The organism is Flavobacterium sp. 123, assembly GCF_003634825.1.
GTDB lineage: Bacteria > Bacteroidota > Bacteroidia > Flavobacteriales > Flavobacteriaceae > Flavobacterium.
In genome coordinates, this window is record NZ_RBXD01000001.1 from 2,461,863 (window position 1) to 2,484,502 (window position 22,640).

Genomic DNA, 22,640 nt, shown 5'->3' on the forward strand with positions numbered 1-22,640 from the left:
AGCATCAAATACATCCTTTTAAGAAAGTACTTAATGCTTCTCAACAGTATATTTAGATCTTGAAAATTCCTCCAAAAGCTATAATTCTTTGTAAAAAGAAGAAATCTTGAGCTGCTTTATCTTCATTACTTATTGTAGTACGAATATCTTGCATATTAATATATCCTCCTTTTATTTCAGCTTGGACATAGAAGTACTTATATAAAGTAATATTTAATCCTGTCTTTAAGGAGGTGCCATATCCCGAAACATGAAAGTCGTCATGCCGCTCGTTACCTAGTAGTTTGGTATTGGTTTTTGGATACAAAACTCCAAATCCGAAACCTTCGGTTAAATTGACTTGAATTTTATCCGTATTTGCTATTTTGAAAAGAGGAGAAATATCATCAAATCTTGAAATTTCAGTATTGATGTAATTCAAACCATCCGTATGCTCGTAGGTCAAAAAAGTTTCATCACTAAAATCCACAGGAGTATTGGTGTAAATTCCATTATAATCAGATCCATTATAGATTAATGGTAAATTTATAGTTCCTGTTACATTAGCTGTTTGATTTTGGGTCATCACATATTTCATGTGATCTACACCAATAGTTATACTGTAATGATCATTGACAAAATACCCCAATCTAAAATTAGTTTGAGGTATTGTCATCTTAACAGGATTTATATAATCAATATGCCAACCTTTTGGCTTATCATGTGCGGTTATATTATCAATAGTAAAATTATAGTCTTTACCACGAAATGTCACATCAGATGTAGAGTAGGTTTCTCTATTTCCTCCCCAAGAGAAAAATAATTTTCCTTTATTATGTTCGGTATATTTTGGATTCATTGGGGGCTGTGAAAATCCGGTATTCGTAAAAAATATAATTAATATAATATAGTTTAAAAAAATATATTTCAATTAATTGTAAGGTATTAAGTTTTTAAAATGCGTTTATTGTTTTTCTGATTGCTACTAATCGAGTCATTAATGATTCAAAATAATCTAAATGTAGCATATTAGCTCCATCACTTTTAGCATTAGCTGGATCAAAATGAGTTTCTATGAAAATTCCGTCAACACCTACTGCTATACCAGCTTTAGCAATGGTTTCAATCATATCTGGTCTACCACCAGTTACACCAGCAGTTTGATTTGGTTGTTGTAAAGAATGTGTTACATCTAAAACAGTAGTTGCATATTGTTGCATAGTTGGAATTCCTCTAAAATCAACAATCATATCTTGGTATCCAAACATAGTTCCACGATCTGTTACCATTACATTTTGATTGTTGCAATCCAATACTTTTTGCACAGCATGTTTCATGCTTTCTGGACTCATAAATTGTCCTTTTTTCAAGTTTACAACTTTTCCAGTATTGGCAGCAGCCACAACTAAATCAGTTTGACGAACTAAGAAAGCTGGGATTTGTAATACATCAACATATTGCGCAGCCATATCAGCATCTTCATTAGTATGAATATCAGTAACGGTAGGAACTCCAAAAGTTTCTGAAACTTTTCGTAAAATTTTCAATGCTTTTTCATCTCCAATTCCAGAAAAACTATCAATTCTAGAGCGATTAGCTTTTTTGAAAGATCCTTTGAATACATAAGGAATTTCTAATTTATCTGTGATGCCAACTAGCTTTTCTGCAATTCTCATTGCCATTTCTTCACCTTCAATAGCGCAAGGTCCAGCAAGTAGAAAGAAATTACCACTATCGGTATGTTTAATTTGTGGAATATGTTGTATGTTCATATAAGGAGTTTTTTGAATGTGCAAAGGTAGTTAGGAAATAGGAATTTAGATTTATGATTCAAAAATATTTTTTAGTTTAAAAGAAATTTGCTCCTATTTTTTCGCCAATTAAAGCTATAAATGTTTTGTAATACAGACTTTAAATTGTCTATAAAAAACAAACCCCAACAATACTGTTGGGGTTTGTTCATATATTTTAAAATTAAATTAGAATTTTAAAGAAACTTCTAATTCAAATTCGTCAGCAATTGCTTTGTCACCTAGGTTGTCAAAGAAGCTTCCTGAACCATATTTAATATCGTATTTTGTTCTGTTTACATTAAATTTAGTTGTAGCAGAATTTGCTGTTGTAGCTAAATCAAAAGTAATAGGGTTAGTTTGTCCTTTGATAGTTAAATCACCAGTAACTGTGTAAAGATTAGCTGATTTTGCAACTACTTTTTTGAAAACTAAAGTTGAAGTAGGGAATTTTTCAGTTCCAAAGAAATCTTCTGATTTCAAGTGACCATTTAATTTACCTAACCATTCACCTTGAAGATCTGTAGAAGTCAATGAGTTCATGTCAACAGTGAAAACTCCACCTGCTAATTTTTTTCCTTTGAAAACTAATTTTCCATCTTTTAAGTTTACTGTTCCGTTGTGTTGTCCCGTTACTTTTTTACCTACCCAGTTGATAGTACTTTTTGCAGCGTCTACTTTTTTAGTTTGAGCTGTTACTGATAAAGTAGATAAAACTACTACTAATGCCAATGCAATCGATTTGAAATTTTTCATGTGTTTAAATTTGATTTTAATTAATAATTATAGTGTAATAAATAATTCTTCGTTTGATTTTCTAACTTTTTTATAATACTGAGTTGCGTCCTCATCGTGTCTGTATCCAATAGTTGCTAACAAACTTGCGTTTAAACCTAATTTATCTAGGCCTAAGATTTCATTTACTTTAGCAGGTACAAAACCTTCCATTGGTGTAACGTCAATTTTCAATTCAGCTGCAGCATTCAATAAATTTCCTAAAGCTAAATACGTTTGTTTTGAAGTCCAGATGTTTCTTGTTTCTTCTGGTAATCCTGTAATATTTGATTTCATATAATCAACATATCCTTGAAGGCTTTCCAAAGGAATTCCTCTTGTTTCACTCATGTTTTTAGAGAAGTTGTTTATTCCTTCTTCTCCAAAATTAAGTTCATTTGCAAAAATGATTAAATGAGAAGCATCTACAACTTGAGTTTGTCCATAAGCAGCAGATTGTAATTGTGCTCTTAATTCAGGATTCTCAACGATGATAACTTTGTAAGGTTGTAATCCGTAAGATGATGAACTTAAACGAATGGCTTCTTTCAAAGTGTTTAAATCCTCGGTTGTTATTTTTTTTGCAGCATCAAATTTCTTTGTTGCATATCTCCAGTTTTGATGATCTAAGAAAGTATTCATAATTGTATTTGTTGTTTTATTTTTATTGGTTTCTGTATTTTTCTAATAATTGACTTAGTAATTCTATTTCGTCGGCATTCAAATTTTTCGAAAAAGAAGCTTCATGAGCGCTTACTTTTGGATCTAATTCCTTCAAAACATCTAATCCTTTTTGCGTAATCATGACTTCTATTTTACGTCTATTTTCAGGGCAAACTTTACGAGTCACTAGTTCTTTTAATAATAATTTATCGACTAATCTAGTGGTATTACTTGTTTTAGCTAACATTCGTTCTTGTATCACGCACATGTTAGCAGGATTGCCTTTTTGACCTCTTAAAATACGTAGAACATTATATTGTTCGCCAGATATATCATAAGGTTTCAATATTTCATTAAAATTTTCTGTAATTACATTTTGTGTGTACAAAATGTTTAGGATAATCTTTTTAGAATTATCCATCGGTACAGTAGATTTTAAAACGTCCTCAATTTTCATGCCTTTATTAATCTTATTTGTTGGTACAAATGTAACACATTTTATATTTGTATATACAAATGTTTAGTTATTTTTTTGTTAAATTTATTTTAGTAATAATAATTACGAAATTAATTTAGTTTTAAATATTTGTAAATCAATTATTTGCGAATTATTTAAACATAAAAAAGCCGAAATATTTATTTCGGCTTTTTTATGTTGTTGAATTTTTTTTAATTTTTTACTCCTAATTTTTCTAATATAGTATCCATTAAACACCATTTAGTAATAGAAGATTGTAACAAATTAGCGCCTACAAAAACAGTAAACCACAACCAATTTTGGTTAACATAAATGGATAATAGCAAACTAATCAGTACAAAACTTCCTGCAATGCCTCTTACAATTCTATTTTTCATGTTTATAAATTTTTAAATTAATTAGATTTTTCGATGTTCAAAACTGCTAGATGAATATGAGATAGTGTTTCTTGTTTTTCATTAAAGGAAGAAACCAAATCAAATAATAGGTCTACATTTTCTTTTTTTACAAAAGCATAAAAGAGGATGGATTCCGTTTCGTTTATCTCACTAGCAAACCAGTTACTTTCTATAGCTTCTTCAGAAATATCTTTATAGCCCGTTACTTCTTTATAACTAAAAGATTTTACTTCGGCTCGTTTCAACATTCCTTTAATCTCTTTTTCAAATGCCGAAATGGCGGTTATGATAAGTAGTTTCATATTTGTTTTTTTGTTTAAACTTAGAATCATTTTTTATTTTTCCCATTTCTTTCTTTCTGTAATGTAGTAAATCAATGGTACTACAATCAGAGTTAAAACAGTTGATGCAATTGCTCCAAAAACTAATGAAATTGCTAATCCTTGAAAAATTGGATCAAACAAAATGATAGAGGCTCCAATAACAACTGCTCCAGTAGTCAACAGAATAGGAGTAGTTCGAACTGCTCCAGCTTCAATAATGGCTTGTTTTAATGGAACGCCATCATTCAGTCGGATTTCGATAAAGTCAATCAGCAACACCGAATTTCGCACCATTACACCCGCCAAAGCAATCATACCAATAAAAGAGGTTGCTGTGAAATATGCATTCAACAACCAGTGTCCTAATACAATCCCAATTAATGAAAGCGGAATAGCAAGCATCATCACCATTGGTGTTTTGAAGTTTTGGAACCAGCCTACAATCAACATATAAATGATAACAATAACCACCATAAAAGCAACACCTAAATCACGGAAAACTTCCAAAGTAATTTGCCATTCACCATCCCATTTCACCGTAAAATCGCTTTCATCTGTAGGTTGTTCCATGTATAATTCATTGACTTTGTATCCTTTTGGCAGTTTTATTTTAGCTAATTTTTCATTCATTCCTAAAATGGCATACACCGGACTTTCTAATGCTCCAGCCATATCAGCGGTTACATAAACTACTCGTTTTTGGTCTTTTCTATAAATGGTTTTTTGTAAAGTATCACGAACTACTTTTACCAAATCACTCACCGGAATCATATTGCCTTGGCTTCCCTTGATTTTTAGGTTTTGAATGTCTTGTAAACTCGTTTTGTCTTTGTCGTCAAGCGAAAGAACGATACCTACATTATCATTCGAATTTTCATCATACAAATTCGAAACCGGATATTCTTTCAATAAATACGTCAAATTTCCAACGACTTGTTGTGGTGCTATACCGTTCAACATGGCTTTCTCTTTGTCTATTTCCAGTTTGTATTCCGTTTGATTGTCTTCAACCATCCAATCGATGTCCACAATATCCGTAGTGTTTTTCAGAATTGTTTTTACCTGATTGGCTACTTTTATTTGGTCTTCATAATTTGGGCCATAAATCTCAGCAACCAAAGTTGATAGAACTGGAGGTCCTGGTGGTACTTCAATCAATTTTACATTTGCGCCATGTTTTTTTGCAATTTTCTGAATTTCAGCTCGCATAGCTTTAGCGATATCATGACTTTGTAAATCACGCTCTTCTTTATGTAATAAATTCACTTGAATATCCGCCATGTTGCTTCCGCCACGCATATCATAATGGCGAACTAATCCGTTGAATGTAATAGGAGCAGAGGTGCCAATATAATTTTGGTAATTCACCACTTCTGGTTTGGTTGATAAGTATTGTGCAATTTCTTTAGTAACTGCCGAAGTTCGTTCCAGAGTTGTTCCTTCTGGCATATCAATTACCACTTGAAATTCATTTTTGTTATCAAAAGGCAGCATTTTTACCACTACCGATTTGGTAAAAAACATTAGCACAGAACCTAATAATAACACCACGGTAACCGCAAGAAGAACTCTTCTTTTTATGCTGCTTTCTAAAAATGGGCGTTCCAGTTTGCTGTATATTTTATAAATACTGCTGGTTTCCATTCCTTCCGCTTCTTTGTGTTCTTGCTCTTCTTTTTCCTGCAACAAATGATACCCCAAATAAGGTGTTACCGTCAAAGCTACAAACAGAGATAAAATCATCGCAATTGAAGCACCAATAGGCATCGGACTCATATAAGGTCCCATCATTCCGGACACGAAAGCCATAGGTAAAATCGCTGCAATTACTGTAAAAGTTGCTAAAATTGTTGGATTTCCGACTTCGTTAATGGCATAAATCGCTGCTTGTTTGAACGGCAGTCGCTTCATTTTGAAATGTCGGTGCATGTTTTCGGCAATAATAATACTATCGTCTACTACAATTCCTACCACAAAAACTAAGGCAAAAAGCGTAATTCTATTTAAAGTATATCCCAATAAATAATAAGCAAATAAGGTCAATGCAAAGGTTAAAGGAACGGAAAAGAATACCACTAATCCACCGCGCCATCCCATAGCTAGCATTACTAAAACGGTAACAGCAATAATGGCAATTCCTAAGTGGAGCAACAATTCGCCTACTTTGTCCGATGCAGTTTCACCATAATTTCGGGTTACTTCTACATGAACATCATCGGTTATAATTGAGTGTTTTAAATGCGCTACTTTTTCCAAAATCTTTTCGGAAATTTTCATCGCATCGGCACCTTTTACTTTTCCAATAGAAATGGTTACAGCTGGATATTCTGATTTTGCCGTTTTGAATTTTTCATTGGCTTTGCCGTATCCAAAAGACACATAACTTCTAGCAGTTGAAGGTCCATCTTGTACCGTTGCCACTTGTTTTAGATACACGGGCATGTTTTTATTTACACCCACAACCAAGTTTCCTACATCTTCCGCATTCGATAAAAACTGTCCAGTAGTAACCAGATATTCTTGGTCATTTTGTACAAAACTCCCTGATTGAGAACTTCCGTTATTGGCCTGAATCATTTGCATAATACCCAATGCATCTACACCATTTTCGGCCATTTTATCTTTGTCCAAAATGACTTTCAGTTCCCGATTGCTACCACCAATTTCTTTGGTGATGGCAACATCTTTTACTTTTTCAATTTCCGAAGTCACTTCTTCGGCAATTTGGCGCAACTGAAAATCATCTTGTTTTTCGCTCCAAAGTGTAATTCCTAACATAGGGACATCATCAATCGAACGTGTTTTTACCAACGGTTTGTAAACGCCCTGCGGAAACATATCTTCGTGTTTTGCTAATTCGTCATACAATTTTACGTAAGAACGCTCCACATCCTGACCTACATAAAACTGTACTATCAGCATGGCTTGGCCATTCATCGCCATGGTATGAACATGTTCTACACCTTTTATGTTCGAAATAATTTTCTCTAATGGCTTGGCCACACGACTCTCCACTTCTGTTGGGCTCGCACCAGGATAACCTACTAGAACGTCAGCCATTGGCACATTAATTTGCGGTTCTTCTTCCCTTGGAATCAAAAACGAACTGTACACACCAATAATCATCAAAGCCACCATCAACAAAATCGTCAATTTCGAATTGATGAAAAAATGGGCTATTTTACCTGAAATACCTTCTTGCATGATTTTTTATTTAAAGTTTAAAGTTTAAGGTTTAAAGTTTAAGGTTTAAAGTTGTTTCGCAACCTAACCTAAAAACTGTGACTGTTTACTGAATACTAACTTTAGCTCCGTTATACAATTTACCTTCAGCCGAAACAATATATTGTTCGTTTGCAGTTAAACCAGATAATACTTCTACTTGATTGCCAAAGTTTTTCCCTGTGCGCAACCATCTTAGTATGGCAATATTTCCTTCTCCAATGGTGTAAATACCAGTTAATTGTCCTTGTTGTATCAAAGCTGTTTGAGGAACTAGAATTCGATCCGTTTGAATGGTTTCTGTTTTATTTTCAATAGGAAATTGAACGTTCACAAACATTCCTGATAATACGGATGAATCGGTTTTGTCTAAGTTTATTTTAACCAAATATTGTCCGCCTGTATTTTTTGCAGATAAACTCACCTCGTTTACTTTTCCCGTAAGGGTTTCGTTCGACGATTTAACCAAAACTTTCACTGCCATTCCTTTTTTAATAGCAGCAATATCATTTTCCGAAACCATCGCGGTAACTTGTAATCTTGATGCGCCTTCAACACTCACTAAAGGCATTCCAGGATTAGCCATATCGCCTTCTTTTACAAAAGTATTCGTCACTGTTCCTGAAAATGGAGCCGTAATATTCGAGTAAGAGAATTGAGCAATCACTTCGTTTCGCATTTGTTTGGCACCTTCTAAACCAGCTTTTGCCATTTCGTAACGTGCGGTCATATCATCCAATTCTTTTTGGGAAGCACTTTGCTGCTTGAATAAATTCACAAAACGATCGTAGTCTTTTTTTGCATTATTGAACCCTGCTGTTACTTGAAGAATACTGGCATCTACTTGCGCTTTTTTAGCTTGTAAATCAGTATTGTTGATACTGACCAATAATTGTCCAGCGCCAACTTTTTGACCTACTTGTACGTGAATTTTAGTTACATAACCCATCATTCTGGTACTTAGATTGGCGGAGTTTTCGGCTTCAATTTTACCACTGGCTGTTATAAATTGCCCGTTGTTGTTTTCAGACGCACCACTAACTTTTACCGCGATAGCAGGTTCTTTAGTTAGAGATTCTTTCTTCTCACCATTACAAGAAGAAAGCAGTAAAACGAATAGTGGAGTGATTATAGCTGATTTGAATAAGTTGTTCTTCATTGTATATTTTTTATAATTGATTTTAAAATTGAAATTGATTTTTTCTATTGCCATTGAAATTGAACTGTTTATTTTGTCAAAAACTGTAAGTATTCCTGTGTGAAATTGTATTCAAAAACAGCTTGTAAGAATTCCAATTCTTTTTGTGACATTTGGGTTTCTGATAACAATAAATCAGTTGTTTTTTCGAGTCCTTGTGTGAATCGGTTGCTACGGATTCTGTAGGCTTCCTGTGATTGTTCAAGCGCCAGTTTGCTTAGGCTCACTTTGTTCTCCGCATCGTTCAACTGACGATTTGCTTTGTTCAAATCCAATTGGCTTTGTGCTTTGTATTGTTGGTTTTCTATTTCTGATTTCTGAAAATCGGCTTTGGCTTTTTCCATTTTACCAATGGATTTATACCCATCAAAAACAGACCATGATAATTGTGCACCTATTAAATACCCTTTGGCTTTAGTGCCTAAAAAAGTATCATCATACAATTCATAACTTCCAAAAGCATTCAATCTTGGTAAGAAATTCATTTTGCTAGATTGTAACATTTTTGCGTAAGCTTCGGATGATTTATCCATTGCTTGAATGTCTTTTCTATTGGCTGGAAGTGTAGTATTGATCGTTTCAATAACAATGCTGTTTTCTAAAGCTTCGATAGGTTTGTAGACTTTATTTGTTGTGTCTTCATTAAGTAAGAAACCTAAATAATCTGAAGCGTTTTGCACATTACTTTTGGCATATTGCAGCTGGTTCTTGATTTCATTTACACGAACTTGTACGGACAATAAATCGGTTTTTTGAAGAATACCTTGTTTGAAATAATTTTCAATCAGTTTTAAATTGGCTGCAGCCGTTGTATTTGCTTTTTCTAAAACTGCAACAGCTTTATAGCCTAATTGCAATTGCATGAAAGCTTTATTTACTTCAAGTTCCAGATATTCTTTGGTGCGCTCCGTTTGCAGTTGAAAGGCTTCCATTTTCGATTTAGCCGCTTGTCTTCCGTACAATCCATCGACATTAATCAGAGGTTGTAAAATTTCAATTTTGGTTGCAAAGTTTTGTGTTTTAGCAGGATTGTTTAACAAGGCAGGATTAAAATCGGATTGGGTTAAAATTTCCTGATTTAATTTAGATCCAAAAGCCATTAACGGATTTGTAGTACTAATTGCGGTATGTGAGGCAGTAACACTTGGCAAAAACAAAGCGTTTGATTGTCTGTAATCCGCTTGAGCCGATTTAAAATTCTGATTAGCTATTTTGATTTGTAAGTTCTTTTCAGAAGCTTTTATCCAAATGTCTTTTTTAGAAATAGCTAAAGTATCTTGGCTAAAACTTAGGACAGAAACAGAAAGAGTTCCAATGAGTAATAGAATATTTATTTTCTTCATAATCGTTTTTGTAAATTGATGTGGCAAAGATAAATTCTGAAAAACGCAGAATCAGTAACAAAAGTCACACTGTGTTGATATACTTGATTTTGGTGCAATTAGCATTAGTTTTTTTATTATATTTATACTATAATTATAAAATACTTGTAATTAATTTCAATTTATCAGTATTATGGAAAAGGGGAAGCCTACATACGAAGAATTAGTTAAAAAAATAAAAGAACAGCGCTTAGATATAGAAAGACTAACAAAAGAAGACGAGTTTTTAACTAAGTTTAAATTTTTTGTTGAGGAATCTAATGATTTAGTTTGTGTTGTAGGAACAGATGCTTTTTTTAAAGAAATTAATCCCGCTTTTTTACAAGTTTTAGGTTATTCTAAAGCCGAATTACTCCATCATTCTTTGGTTAATCTTTTGCATCCAGATGACTTGGAGAGGTCTTTGAAAGAGATAGAAAGTCTGGCTAAGGGGAATCCTGCAATTAATTTTGAGAATAGATTTTTAAAAAAAGTAGGCGGCTATGTAACGATTCAGTGGACTGCTAGCAGCATATCGTGTGATAGTATTTATGCAATAGGACGTGATGTTTCCGAAATTAGAAAAGCCCAAGAAGAATTAATCAGAAGTCAAAATTTATTAAATTTTGCCCAAAAAAAAGCCCAAATAGGTACATGGGAATTAAATCTAGAAACGAATGAATTAATTTGGTCAGATGAATTGTATACTATTTTTGAAGTTGAAAAAGAGGGAAATAAAAACTTGTTTCAAGAGTATTTAAATCATTTTTCAAAACAAGATATAGACAAATTTCAAAAAAAAATTGATCAACTAATTCTAGATAAAAAGCCTTTTGAAATTGCCCAAACTGAGGTTGTTTTCAAAAATAAAATAAAATGGGTTAGTGAAATGGTGTTCCCTTTATTTGATGATAATGGGAAATTATATGCTTTAAGAGGAAATACTCAGGATATTAGTTTAAGGAAAGTTGCTGAAGATGCTATTAAAGCTAAAGAACAAGCGGAAATTAATGCTAAGTTAAAGCTTGTTGAAGAAGAAAGTAATGCGAAATTCAAAAATTACATCGAAAATGCTCCTGATGGAATTTTTATTTTAGATGAAAAAGGAAAGTATTTAGAAATAAATCAAGCTTCGGCTGATTTTACGGGCTATTCCAAAGAAGAGCTTCTTCAAATGAAATTTGGAGATTTGTCACTGCCAGATTTCAAAGAAAAAGCAGCGGAACAATTTAAAATTCTTTTAGAAAAAGGAAGTCTAAAAGGGGAAACAAAATCCGTTCGTAAAAACGGAGAAATTCGCTGGAGATCTTACAGTATTCTTAAAGTTTCGGAAAACAGATATTTAGGTTTTGATAGGGATATAACCGATAAAAAAATAATTGAAGCTAAGATTATTCAAGATGAAAAGCGTTTTCGTGCCATGTTAGAAAATAATGAGGCTATTATCTCTTTGATTGATGAAAACATGAATACCGTTTTCAGAAGTACTTCTGCTGAACGCCTTACTGGTTGGTCTCATGATGAGTTTGAAAAAATTTCCACTAAAGAATATCTTCATCCCGATGATCTAGAAGTTGTACAAGAAGTATTTCAAAGGGCCATTGAAAATCCCGGGAAACCATTTCCAATTTCATTTAAAGTAAGACATAAAAAAGGGCATTACGTTTGGTTAGAAGGTATTATAAATAATATGTTGTATGATCCAGAAATTCATGGTATAATTGCTAATCTACGGGATGTAACGGAAAGAAAAAAAGCAGAAAAAATACTTGAAAATGAGCGAGATAAATTTGTTAAAATTGCAAAAACGTCTCCAGGTTTAATTTATTCGATGCGTCAAAACAAAGACGGTTCATTGTCTTATCCCTATGCTAGCGATGCTATTGAGGATATTTATGGTTTTACTTATTCAGAAATTGAAAACGATAGCAATAAAATATTTTCATTAATTCATCCTGATGATATTGAAAATGTGATGAAAAGCATTTTTGAAACCAAATCCAAATTAATTCCATTAAGAGGAACCTATCGTTATCTCCATCCTAAAAAAGGATTAGTTTGGCATGAAATCAATTCTTTACCTGAACTTGAACCAGAAGGGACTGTAATTTGTCATGGAATTATTACGGATGTTACCGAAAGAATTGTAGCTGAACAAAAAATTATTAAAGCCAACCGACTTTATTTATTCATCAGTCAGATAAACCAAATGATTGTTCGCACCACAGATGAGCAAACTCTTTTCAAAGAGGCTTGTGATATCGCTGTCCATTTAGGAAAGTTTAGAATGGCTTGGATTGGCTTGATAGATAATGAAACGAAGGAAGTGATTCCTGTCTCGATTTCGGGAGAAGATAGAGGTTATTTGTCAACAATAAAAAGAATTACAGTAGATAATAAACCCGAAGGGCAAGGACCTACAGGAACTGCTTTGCGCGAAGGAAAATATATAATTTGTAATGATATTGAAAATGACCCTCAAATGTTGCCTTGGCGTAATGAAGCGTTAAAAAGAGGGTATTTTTCGTCGATGTCATTGCCTATTAAAAAATTTGGAAATGTGATTGGAGCCTTTACTTTTTATGCTAGTGAAAAAAACTTTTTTGATTCCGAGGAAATTGCATTATTAGAAGAAGCCACAGGTGATGTTGCCTATGCGCTTGAAAATTTAGATAAAGAAGTGCTACGAAAAAAAGCAGAAGTTTCGGTTTTAGAAAGTGAGCATAGATATCAAACGCTTACCGAAGTTTCACCCGTTGGGATTTTCCGTACGGATGCTTCTGGAAGCACAACTTATGTGAATCAACGTTGGTGTGAAATAGCAGGAATATCCTATGAGGACGCTATGGGTAATGGTTGGATTAGAGCGGTACATGTTGAAGATAGTGCTAGATTATTTGAAGGATGGATGGATTCGATGTCAAAAAAACAAACATCAGAATCTGAATATCGATTTGTTAGACCAGATGGATCAATTGCCTGGGTTATAGGTCAAGCAATTCCAGAATTTAATGCTGATAATCAAATTATAGGTTACATAGGAACAACAACGGATATTACGGACCGTAAGCTTGCGGAGTTAAACTCACATAAAGTACATCAAAAAATGGAAGCTATTTTAGAAGCTATTCCAGATTTACTTTTTGAGGTTGGAATTGACGGCCGAATTTATAACTATCATACCAGACGAGATGATTTATTAGCAATACCAGCGGAATTATTTCTTGGAAAAAAATTCTCTGAAGTATTGCCTCAAGATGTTGATGAATCATGTATGTCTGCTATTAAAGAAGCAGCTGAAAAAGGATTTTCTACAGGGAAACAATATTCAATTGAGCTACCAACTGGGGAACATTGGTTCGAACTTTCAGTAGCTCCTATGCAAGATAATGAAGATTATAAGTCTCATTTTATTATTCTTTCTAGAGATATTACTGTAACTAAAAAAGCAGATTTTGCACTTCAAAAAAGTGAAGAAAGATACCGTGGTTTGTTATATAATCTAAACGCAGGTATTGTTGTTCATGATCCAGATTCCTCAATTATCTTTAGTAATCAAGAGGCTGACGAATTACTTGGTTTAATTAAAGATAAAGTAACGGGTAAAACACACATTAATTTAGATCGTGTTTTGTTAATGGAGAATGGTTTAATCATGGCTCCTGAGAGGTTTCCTTTAAATATCATTTTGAACACTAAACAACCAATTCAAAATTATGTAGTAGGAGTTAAAAGAGCAAAAAGGGAAACAATGTGGGTTTTGACAAATGGTTTTCCTGTCATTGATGAAAAAGGAGATATAGCTGAAATACTGATTAGCTTTTTTGATATTACAGAGCGTAAATTGATTGAAATGGAACTCATTAAATCGAAAGAACTCGCTGAATCTGCGAATAAAGCTAAAACAGATTTTCTGGCTAATATGAGCCATGAAATCAGAACACCATTGAATGGAATTATTGGTTTTACGCATTTATTAATGAAATCTGATTTAGGTGAAAACCAATTGGAATACATGACAACGGTTAATGAATCCGCCGCTTTATTGATGCACATTGTTAATGATGTTTTGGATTTTTCTAAAATAGAATCTGGAAAATTAGAATTAAATCTTGAAGAAATTAATTTGTTTAAATTGACACATCAGGTTGTTGATTTATTCAAGCTTCAGGCGAATAAGAAAAATTTAAATTTTGTTTTTCAAATGGATAAAGATATTCCGCATTACATTATTGCGGATTCCGTACGATTAAAACAAATTCTAGTTAATTTATTAAGTAATGCGGTTAAGTTTACAAGTTTTGGAGAAATACGTTTAGAACTGAATCAAGTAGATCCGTCAGATGATAAATGGACTACCATTAAGTTCTCTGTTAAAGATACGGGTATCGGTATCAAGGAAGCAAACAACGAAAAAATATTTAATTCGTTTGTTCAAGAAGACAATTCTACAAGTAGAAAATTTGGCGGAACAGGATTAGGATTGGCAATTTCAAATCAGCTTTTAAAACTAATGAATAGTAAGCTGCAATTAATAAGTCATTACGGTGATGGAAGTAATTTTTTCTTTACTATAAAATTTAAAAAAGCAAACCATCAGAATAGCGATGATGCCATATTAGCAAATATAATTCCATATGATTTAATTACAGAAAATATAAAAAATAAAAAGGTTTTAATAGTTGAAGATAATAAAATCAATATGCTGCTCACTAAGAAATTAATAACCACTTTAATTTCTAATTGTACTATAATTGAAGCCAAAGATGGTAATGAAGCTATTGAAGAATATAAAAAAGATAAACCAGATATTATTTTGATGGATATTCAGATGCCAAATAAAAACGGATTTGAGGCTACTAACGAAATTAGAAAATTTAGAAACGCCAAAAAAGTTCCTATAATCGCTGTTACTGCAGGAATAATGTCAGGCGATAAAGAGAAATGTATTGAATCAGGAATGAATGACTATTTATCAAAACCAATATTACAATCTGATTTAGATAAAATACTACATAAATGGCTTGATTAAAATTATTGTTTTTTGAAAGACAGTATTATTTAAAAAACATTTTTCTTGCAATTAACCTTTATTATTTTGGTGTAAAGAGGCTAAATATGGTAAATTATTATAATAAACCTATTTTTTTAGAATACTACATAATTATTTAACTTAAATATTAAAAAGAATGATGATAAATAGTATGAAAATGCGAATGCTTTAATTTTTAAATAAAAAATTATTTGTAATTTTAATAATTATTTCGACATAAAAAGCTGATTTTCAAATTATAAGTTGTTTTTTCATTTTGTCCCCCCTTGAATGAAAAAAATAATTGATTGTTTTATTTTTTAGTAATTTTTCTAATTTTTACTATTTAAAAGTATTTGTTAGAAATAGAAAATAGTACTAATACTATAAAACGTCAATTTTCATTCATTATATTGGTTGAATTTTGACGTTTTTATAGTATTTTGTTTTTAAAATATACTCATATAAAAGCCTCCGGATATGAAAAAGATAGACAATGCATTAAATAAAAATGGGATTGTTCTTGAAAAAGAAAATAAACTTCAGCATCAAAAATTAAAATCAGTTTCAAATTTTGATGAATCTGATAAGCTAAAACTTATTCAAGAATTAGAAGAACATCAAATGGAACTTGAAAAAGCTAATGCAGAACTTTTAATTGCTAGAAACCTTGCCCAAGCAGCTAGTTTAGCTAAATCAAATTTTTTGGCTAATATGAGCCACGAAATTCGTACTCCCCTAAATGGAATTATTGGCTTTACGGATTTATTGATGAAAACAAACTTAGATGCCGATCAATTAGAGTATATGAGTATCGTCAATGAATCTGCAGTTACATTGATGGAAATAATCAATGATATTTTAGATTTTTCAAAAATTGAAGCTGGTAAATTAGAATTAAATATTGAAGAAATTGATATTTATGATCTAGTTCATAGAGTTATAAATCTTTTTAAATACCAAGCAGATACTAAAAATATTAAGTTGATTTTAAGCATTGATTCTAACGTACCGCAATTCATATATGCAGATGCTGTACGATTGAAACAAATTATTGTCAACTTGATTGGAAACTCATTGAAATTTACCCAAAAGGGTGAAATCAGATTGGATATTAATCAGGTTTTTTCAAGTAAAAATAGGACAACTTTATATTTTTCGGTAAAAGACACAGGAATTGGTATTAAAAAATCAAATCAAGAAAAAATATTTCAATCTTTTATTCAAGAGGAAGCAACCACAACCCGAAAATACGGAGGAACAGGTTTAGGGCTAGCTATTTCCAATCAATTGTTAGGACTAATGAAAAGTAAATTACACCTCATTAGTGAATATGGGCACGGAAGCGATTTTAATTTTTCAGTTGTTTTTAGAAAATCCCATTTAAAAAGAACTACAGAAGTTTTAAATCCAAATCAAGTTGTAAATAAGGAAGACTTGACAAAAAACTTTAATCACGCTATTGTATTAATTGTTGAAGACAATAGGATTAATATGCTTTTGGCAAAAAAATTAATTAAAAAAATATTGCCAGATTCTATAATTTTTGAAGCTAGTGATGGCAAAGAAGCTATTGAACAATTTAAAAAAGAAAATCCAGATGTTATTTTAATGGACATACAAATGCCTAAAAAAAATGGGTATGAAGCCACTGCCGAAATTAGAAAGTTAAAAAATTCTGGAAATATTCCTATAATTGCTTTGACCGCAGGAACTATGTCTGAAGATAAAGAGAAATGCTTTAAATCAGGGATGAATGACTATTTATCAAAACCAATTAATCAATATGATTTAGAAAAAGTCTTACGACAATGGGTGGGCAATAGAGCTTGATTCAAACAGTCTATTGTTTTGTTTTCTCTAGATACCACCATTTCGGTTTGTAAACTTCTTTTTTTAAACCAAATTTTTTGATGCTGTGTTTTTTAATGTGCTCCACTAATTCGTCAACAGAATCAGTAATAAATAAAAGTTTCATATCCTCTGGACTAATGCTTTCATTTTCTACCATTATCTTTATATGATGATATAATTCTTGATGATAAGTTTTATCAAAAACAACTAAAGGGAATCCGCTGATTATTTTTGTTTGAATTAAAGTAAGTGCCTCAAAAAATTCGTCTAGTGTGCCAATTCCTCCCGGCATTACGATAAAAGCATACGAATATTTTACGAGAATTACTTTTCGAACAAAGAAATAAGGGATGTAAATCCATCTATGAAGATAAGGATTTGGTTTTTGTTCTAATGGCAAAACAATATTGCAGCCTACAGAATACCCACCATTTTCATAAGCACCTTTATTAGCGGCTTCCATAATTCCAGGACCTCCTCCCGTCATTACTGTAAAACCTAATTTTGCCATTTCACCACCTATTTTTTCAGCATTTTTATAATGTATTGTTTCTGGTCCAAATCGGGCAGAGCCAAAAACGGTTACGCAAGGGCCTATAAAATGCATTTTGCGGAAAGCCTTAATGAAGTTGTATTGAACTTTGAATGTAAAAATCAAGTTCTTAAGTCGAGTCAGCGGTTCTCTTACAAACAAAGACTCCGATTTTGAAAGTCTATATTGAGGTATATTCTTCATAACAGTTATAAAGTTAACTAACTTTTTTATAACTCCAAACAGCTAGGCCATTTAAAATAAAGGCATAAAGAGCAATTATATAAAATTGTAATGCTATATCCGAAAAAGTGGCTCCTTTCAACATTACCATTCGAATAATCTCTACAAAATAACGAATCGGATTAAATAAGGTAATATTTTGCGCCCATTGTGGCATACTTTCTATAGGGGTGAATAATCCGCTCATTAAGATAAAAATAACCATAAAAAACCAGGCAATGAACATCGCTTGTTGCTGGGTTTCGGTATGATTAGAGATGAATAAACCAATGCCTAAAATAACTAATAAATAAATGGATGTAAACAAATATATTAATCCGATATTACCTAAAATAGGAACGTTGAAAACGAGTTTAGCAATAGTTAGTCCTACTGTCAAAATCACTAAACCTAGTACCCAAAAAGGGAATAATTTTCCAATAATGAATTGGTGTTTTTTGATAGGTGTAACATTAATCTGTTCTAAAGTTCCTATTTCTTTTTCTCGAACAATATTCATTGAAGATAAAAAAAGCGTAATCATAGTAACTAAAAGCACTAATATTCCTGGCACCATAAAGGTTTTATAATTTAAGGTGTTGTTGTACCAAAAAGAAGGTATAGTAATTATGTTTTCAGGTTGCGTTATAGCTCCATCGGAATAACGTATTAGTTTTGATTGTATGTTTTGATTGAATGAAGTTATTATTTGAGTTAGATATACATTTTCAATTCCAGCCGAAGCACCGTCAATAGCATTAATACTTACCGAAAGAAAAGCTGTTTTCTCTTTGATGAGGTTCTGTTCAAAATGGTTTGGGATTTCTAAAATCACATCTACTTTTCCTTTTTGCATTTCTTGGTTAGCGGCAATTTTTGAATCAAATTTCTTGATTATTTTAAAATAACTTGAAGCTTCGAATTTACTTATTAATTCGCGGGAAGCTGAAGAGTGATCATTGTCAATATATGAAAATTGAATATTTTTGACTTCAAAACTAGCCGCATTGGATAAAATTAATAATTGCATCAAAGGCATGACAAATATGATAGGAAGCATCCCTTTATTTCTAAAGATTTGTCTGAATTCCTTTTGTATGATGAATAGTATTGTTTTCATTTTTTATTGCTTTTTCACTATTTTCTATTCTAATCTAATTTTATATTTCTTGATGCTTAATGCAATAAAAAAAACAGTCATTCCCATTAAAATCAGTGTTTCCTTCCAAATCACACTAATTGAAGCTCCTTTGAGTAAGATTGCTTTTATAATAATGATAAACCATTTTGCAGGGATGACATTACTAATGATTTGCAAGGGTAAAGGCATACTTGAAATGGGAAAAATAAATCCGGATAAAATAATAACGGGTAGCATTAATCCCATTAGCGAAATCATCATGGCAGTTTGTTGAGAATTTGAAATAGTCGAAATTAATATTCCTAATGAAAGTGCTGAAATGATAAAGAGAATACTCTCAAAAGCTAATAGAAATAAGCTTCCTTCAATAGGCATTTTAAATACAAAAAAACCTAAGAAAACAATTATTGAAGCATTAATTATAGACAGAAAGATGTATGGAAATACTTTTCCAATGACAACTTGAAAAGGTTTTAATGGAGAAACTAATAAAACTTCCATAGTACCAAGTTCTTTTTCTCGTGTGATTGATATGGAGGTCATCATAGCCGAAACGAGCATCAAAATGATAGTCATTACGCCAGGTACAAAAGTAAAAACACTTTTTAATTCCGGATTGTAATACAATTGTGTTTGCGTTTGAATTTGGTAGACTTGAGGATTGTCTGCGTTAATTTCTTGGGTATAATTTTGCAAAATAGAATTGATGTAATTAGTAATTGTATTGGCAATATTCGGATCTGTAGCGTCTGTTATTACTTGAATTTTAGCAAGTTTTTTGCCTTGCAAGTTTTTTATAAAGTGATTTTCAAAAACAAGTACAGCCTTAACTTTTCCTTTTTTGAATACATTCTCAATTTGATTTTCATTAGTAATTTCTTGTTCTATTTTGAAATACGTTGAAGCATTTAATTTTAGAATTATTTTTTGTGTTTCATAATCTTTGGACTGATCCAAAATGGCAATTTTCACATTATTAATTTCATTAGTTATGGCAAAACCAAATAACATGATTTGAACCACTGGCATTCCAAAAAGAATGAACATGGTACGCTTATCACGAAAAATGTGATAAAATTCTTTGGTTACAAAACCGATAAATCTTTTCATTTTGACTTTGGTTTATCTATATAATATTATTCAATATTTCGGGCTAATTTTAAAAAGACATCATTCATGGAAGCAGCGTTATATTGTTTTTTTAAGTTTTTTGGAGAATCTAATGCTTCAATTTTTCCTTCAACCATAATAGAAACACGATCACAATATTCTGCCTCATCCATATAATGTGTAGTCACAAAAATGGTAGTTCCCTTATTGGCTTGGGCATAAATCATTTCCCAGAATTGTCTTCGGGTTATGGGGTCAACGCCTCCTGTAGGTTCATCCAGAAATACAATTTTAGGTTCGTGCAAGAGCGCTACTGAAAACGAAAGTTTTTGTTTCCATCCAAGGGGTAATGCACTAACTAATTTGTCCGCAACTTCTTCAAGTTCTAATTCGGATATTAAATTGGCCGTTTTTTCTTTAATCTGAGCTCTGCTTAATCCATATATTCCGCCAAAAAAAGTAATGTTTTCTTTGATAGTCAAATCATCATACATAGAGAATTTTTGACTCATGTAACCAATGCTTTTCTTTACCATTTCAGCCTGTTTTTTAACATCAAAACCAGCTATTGAGGCTTCTCCTGAACTTGGTTTTGAAATACCAATTAGCATTTTCATAGCAGTTGTTTTTCCTGCTCCATTTGCACCTAGAAAACCAAAAATTTCGCCTTTATATACATCAAATGAAATGGAGTTGACTGCGGTAAAGCTGCCAAATGTTTTACTGAGATTGTTTACGGATATGATTTTTTCTGGATTCAATATTTAGTGTTTTATTGCTGTCAAATCCATAAAGATATCTTCAATTGTTGGATTTGAAATATGAATTTCTATTTCTTTGTGCTGTTTGTTTTGGAGATAATTAAGTAATTCTGAGCCCTTAAAAACATCATTTTTATCTATATAATGTATGGATTCTCCAAAAGCAAAAACGCTATACTGACTTGGAAATTCCTTTAAATCTTTTAGGAGTTGATAGCTGTCTTTCGCTCGAACATCAAAAATAATTTTATCATATTCCTTGATGCTGTTCTCTGGCGTGTCAATTTTTAAGATTTCACCTTTTTGTATCAAAGCAATTCGATCACATAAAGCGGCTTCATCCATATAAGGTGTTGAAACTAGGATGGTGATGCCCTTTTTTTGCAATCGTTTGAGCATTTCCCAAAATTCTTTTCTGGAAACAGGGTCAACGCCAGTGGTGGGTTCGTCTAAAAATAGCACTTTTGGTTTGTGTATTAATGCACAACAGAGCGCTAATTTTTGTTTCATTCCTCCCGAAAGTGCTCCAGCTCTTCTTTTTTTGAAAGGCTCTATTTGAACATAAATATCTTTGATTAAATCGTAATTTTCTTGAATTGTTGTGCCGAAAATTGTAGCAAAAAAAGATAAGTTTTCTTCTACAGTTAAATCTTGATACAAGGAGAATTTTCCGGGCATATAACCCACACAATTTCTAATGGATTTATAGTCTTGAATCACATCAAAACCAGCTACTGTAGCGCTGCCTTGATTAGCTTTAAGTAATGTTGTTAGTATTCTAAAAATAGTTGTTTTGCCAGCACCATCGGGACCAATTAGCCCAAATAATTCTCCTTCTTTTACTTCAAAAGTAATTCCTTCAACAGCTTTTATGTTGTTATAGGATTTGGATATGTTTTGAACTTTAATACTCATTTTATATTTATTTAATCCACATTTCGGCTGGCATTCCTATTTTTAAACTACCATCATTTTTTACTTTAATTTTGACAGCATAAACAAGATTGGCTCTTTCTTCTTTAGTTTGAATTATTTTTGGAGTAAATTCTGCAGAGGAGGCAATCCATGAAATTGTTCCTGGGTAGGATTTCATTTTATCTTTAGCATCAATTTTAACAGTCACATTTTGTCCTACTTTTATTTGAGCTAATTGAGTTTCACTGATATAAACGCGCAAATTCATTTCGGAAATATCTGCAATTTTATACAATGGTTTTCCAAAAGAAGTTACTTCATTTGGTTCCGTATATTTGGCTAAAACGGTTCCTTTTATTGGGTTTTCAATTTTACTTTTTTTAATTTGATCGTTAATTTTTTCAATCTGAACATGAATTGATTTGATGTCGTTTATGATAGGAGCATCTTGTGTTTTAACACTTTTTATCTGTTCATTTAGTACGTTTACTTTGCCTATAATTTCATCGACCTGACGTTTTGTAGCCGCATTTTCGGCAAACATATTTTGAATTCTCTTTTGCTCAATCAATGTTGTTTTAAGTTGCTCTTTTAATACATTGATTTGGGATAATACATTTTTAGATTTTGAATTAATGCTTGCTTTAGAGGCGATTAATTGTTGTTTGTTGAAATAGAGTTGTGTGGTATCAACTAAACCAACTACAGTATTTGATTCTAGAATATCTCCTTCTTCTAATTTTAAATAGTTTATTTTTCCATTGGCTTCCGCCGAAATAGTTACTTCTGTTGCTTCAAAATTTCCGTATCCATCTGCTTTGTCATTATTTTTGGAACAAGAAATTAAGCTGATTAGGATTAATAATGTATAGGTTGTTTTCATAGTT

The 22,640-nt window shown here is 31.9% G+C and carries 18 protein-coding genes; 2 read left to right on the top strand and 16 right to left on the bottom strand.

Features of this window, described 5'->3' with window-relative positions; translation table 11 throughout:
- Window positions 1–52 precede the first annotated feature (52 nt).
- The 10 genes from C8C88_RS10860 to C8C88_RS10905 form a co-directional block, all read right to left on the bottom strand.
- A complete protein-coding gene (locus tag C8C88_RS10860) occupies window positions 53–838 on the bottom strand; it encodes a hypothetical protein (protein ID WP_233549332.1) in 786 nt (261 codons plus the stop codon).
- A 94-nt stretch (window positions 839–932) separates the two neighbouring features.
- Window positions 933–1,751, bottom strand: coding sequence for a 3-deoxy-8-phosphooctulonate synthase (kdsA, locus tag C8C88_RS10865; RefSeq protein WP_121338141.1), 819 nt, complete (start codon window positions 1,749–1,751; stop codon window positions 933–935).
- A gap of 207 nt (window positions 1,752–1,958) precedes the next feature.
- Complete coding sequence (locus tag C8C88_RS10870) at window positions 1,959–2,525, bottom strand: YceI family protein (protein ID WP_121338142.1); 567 nt, start codon at window positions 2,523–2,525, stop codon at window positions 1,959–1,961.
- 27 nt (window positions 2,526–2,552) lie between these two features.
- Window positions 2,553–3,185 (bottom strand): NAD(P)H-dependent oxidoreductase, encoded by a 633-nt coding sequence (locus tag C8C88_RS10875; protein ID WP_121338143.1) that lies wholly within the window; start codon window positions 3,183–3,185, stop codon window positions 2,553–2,555.
- Window positions 3,186–3,207: 22 nt separating this feature from the next.
- Window positions 3,208–3,663, bottom strand: a complete 456-nt coding sequence (locus C8C88_RS10880) for a MarR family winged helix-turn-helix transcriptional regulator (RefSeq protein WP_121338144.1) — start codon at window positions 3,661–3,663, stop codon at window positions 3,208–3,210.
- A 212-nt stretch (window positions 3,664–3,875) separates the two neighbouring features.
- Window positions 3,876–4,061 (bottom strand): DUF2892 domain-containing protein, encoded by a 186-nt coding sequence (locus C8C88_RS10885; protein WP_121338145.1) that lies wholly within the window; start codon window positions 4,059–4,061, stop codon window positions 3,876–3,878.
- Between the two features lie 17 nt (window positions 4,062–4,078).
- Window positions 4,079–4,384 carry a hypothetical protein gene (locus tag C8C88_RS10890; protein ID WP_121338651.1) on the bottom strand — a complete coding sequence of 102 codons (306 nt, stop codon included), beginning with the start codon at window positions 4,382–4,384 and terminating at the stop codon, window positions 4,079–4,081.
- Between the two features lie 33 nt (window positions 4,385–4,417).
- Window positions 4,418–7,609 (bottom strand): efflux RND transporter permease subunit, encoded by a 3,192-nt coding sequence (locus C8C88_RS10895; protein WP_121338146.1) that lies wholly within the window; start codon window positions 7,607–7,609, stop codon window positions 4,418–4,420.
- Window positions 7,610–7,694: 85 nt separating this feature from the next.
- Window positions 7,695–8,786 carry an efflux RND transporter periplasmic adaptor subunit gene (locus tag C8C88_RS10900; protein WP_121338652.1) on the bottom strand — a complete coding sequence of 364 codons (1,092 nt, stop codon included), beginning with the start codon at window positions 8,784–8,786 and terminating at the stop codon, window positions 7,695–7,697.
- 68 nt (window positions 8,787–8,854) lie between these two features.
- Complete coding sequence (locus tag C8C88_RS10905; RefSeq protein WP_121338147.1) at window positions 8,855–10,168, bottom strand: TolC family protein; 1,314 nt, start codon at window positions 10,166–10,168, stop codon at window positions 8,855–8,857.
- Between the two features lie 172 nt (window positions 10,169–10,340).
- On the opposite strand from C8C88_RS10905, the gene C8C88_RS10910 reads away from it, so the two are divergent.
- Window positions 10,341–15,218 (top strand): PAS domain S-box protein, encoded by a 4,878-nt coding sequence (locus C8C88_RS10910; RefSeq protein ID WP_121338148.1) that lies wholly within the window; start codon window positions 10,341–10,343, stop codon window positions 15,216–15,218.
- Window positions 15,219–15,698: 480 nt separating this feature from the next.
- A complete protein-coding gene (locus tag C8C88_RS10915; protein WP_121338149.1) occupies window positions 15,699–17,051 on the top strand; it encodes a response regulator in 1,353 nt (450 codons plus the stop codon).
- A 10-nt stretch (window positions 17,052–17,061) separates the two neighbouring features.
- Here C8C88_RS10915 and C8C88_RS10920 read toward each other — a convergent pair whose 3' ends face one another.
- Genes C8C88_RS10920 through C8C88_RS10945 form a run of 6 tightly spaced genes read right to left on the bottom strand, consistent with a single transcriptional unit; the run spans window position 17,062 to window position 22,636 of the window.
- Complete coding sequence (locus tag C8C88_RS10920; RefSeq protein WP_121338150.1) at window positions 17,062–17,808, bottom strand: TIGR00730 family Rossman fold protein; 747 nt, start codon at window positions 17,806–17,808, stop codon at window positions 17,062–17,064.
- A 13-nt stretch (window positions 17,809–17,821) separates the two neighbouring features.
- Complete coding sequence (locus C8C88_RS10925; RefSeq protein WP_121338151.1) at window positions 17,822–18,946, bottom strand: ABC transporter permease; 1,125 nt, start codon at window positions 18,944–18,946, stop codon at window positions 17,822–17,824.
- A gap of 24 nt (window positions 18,947–18,970) precedes the next feature.
- Window positions 18,971–20,077 carry an ABC transporter permease gene (locus C8C88_RS10930; protein WP_121338152.1) on the bottom strand — a complete coding sequence of 369 codons (1,107 nt, stop codon included), beginning with the start codon at window positions 20,075–20,077 and terminating at the stop codon, window positions 18,971–18,973.
- A 26-nt stretch (window positions 20,078–20,103) separates the two neighbouring features.
- Window positions 20,104–20,838 carry an ABC transporter ATP-binding protein gene (locus C8C88_RS10935; RefSeq protein WP_121338153.1) on the bottom strand — a complete coding sequence of 245 codons (735 nt, stop codon included), beginning with the start codon at window positions 20,836–20,838 and terminating at the stop codon, window positions 20,104–20,106.
- 3 nt (window positions 20,839–20,841) lie between these two features.
- On the bottom strand, window positions 20,842–21,753 hold the full coding sequence (locus C8C88_RS10940; protein ID WP_121338154.1) for an ABC transporter ATP-binding protein: 912 nt from the start codon (window positions 21,751–21,753) through the stop codon (window positions 20,842–20,844).
- Window positions 21,754–21,760: 7 nt separating this feature from the next.
- Entirely contained in the window at window positions 21,761–22,636 is an 876-nt protein-coding gene (locus C8C88_RS10945) for an HlyD family secretion protein (RefSeq protein WP_121338155.1), read from the bottom strand.
- Between the last annotated feature and the right edge of the window lie 4 nt (window positions 22,637–22,640).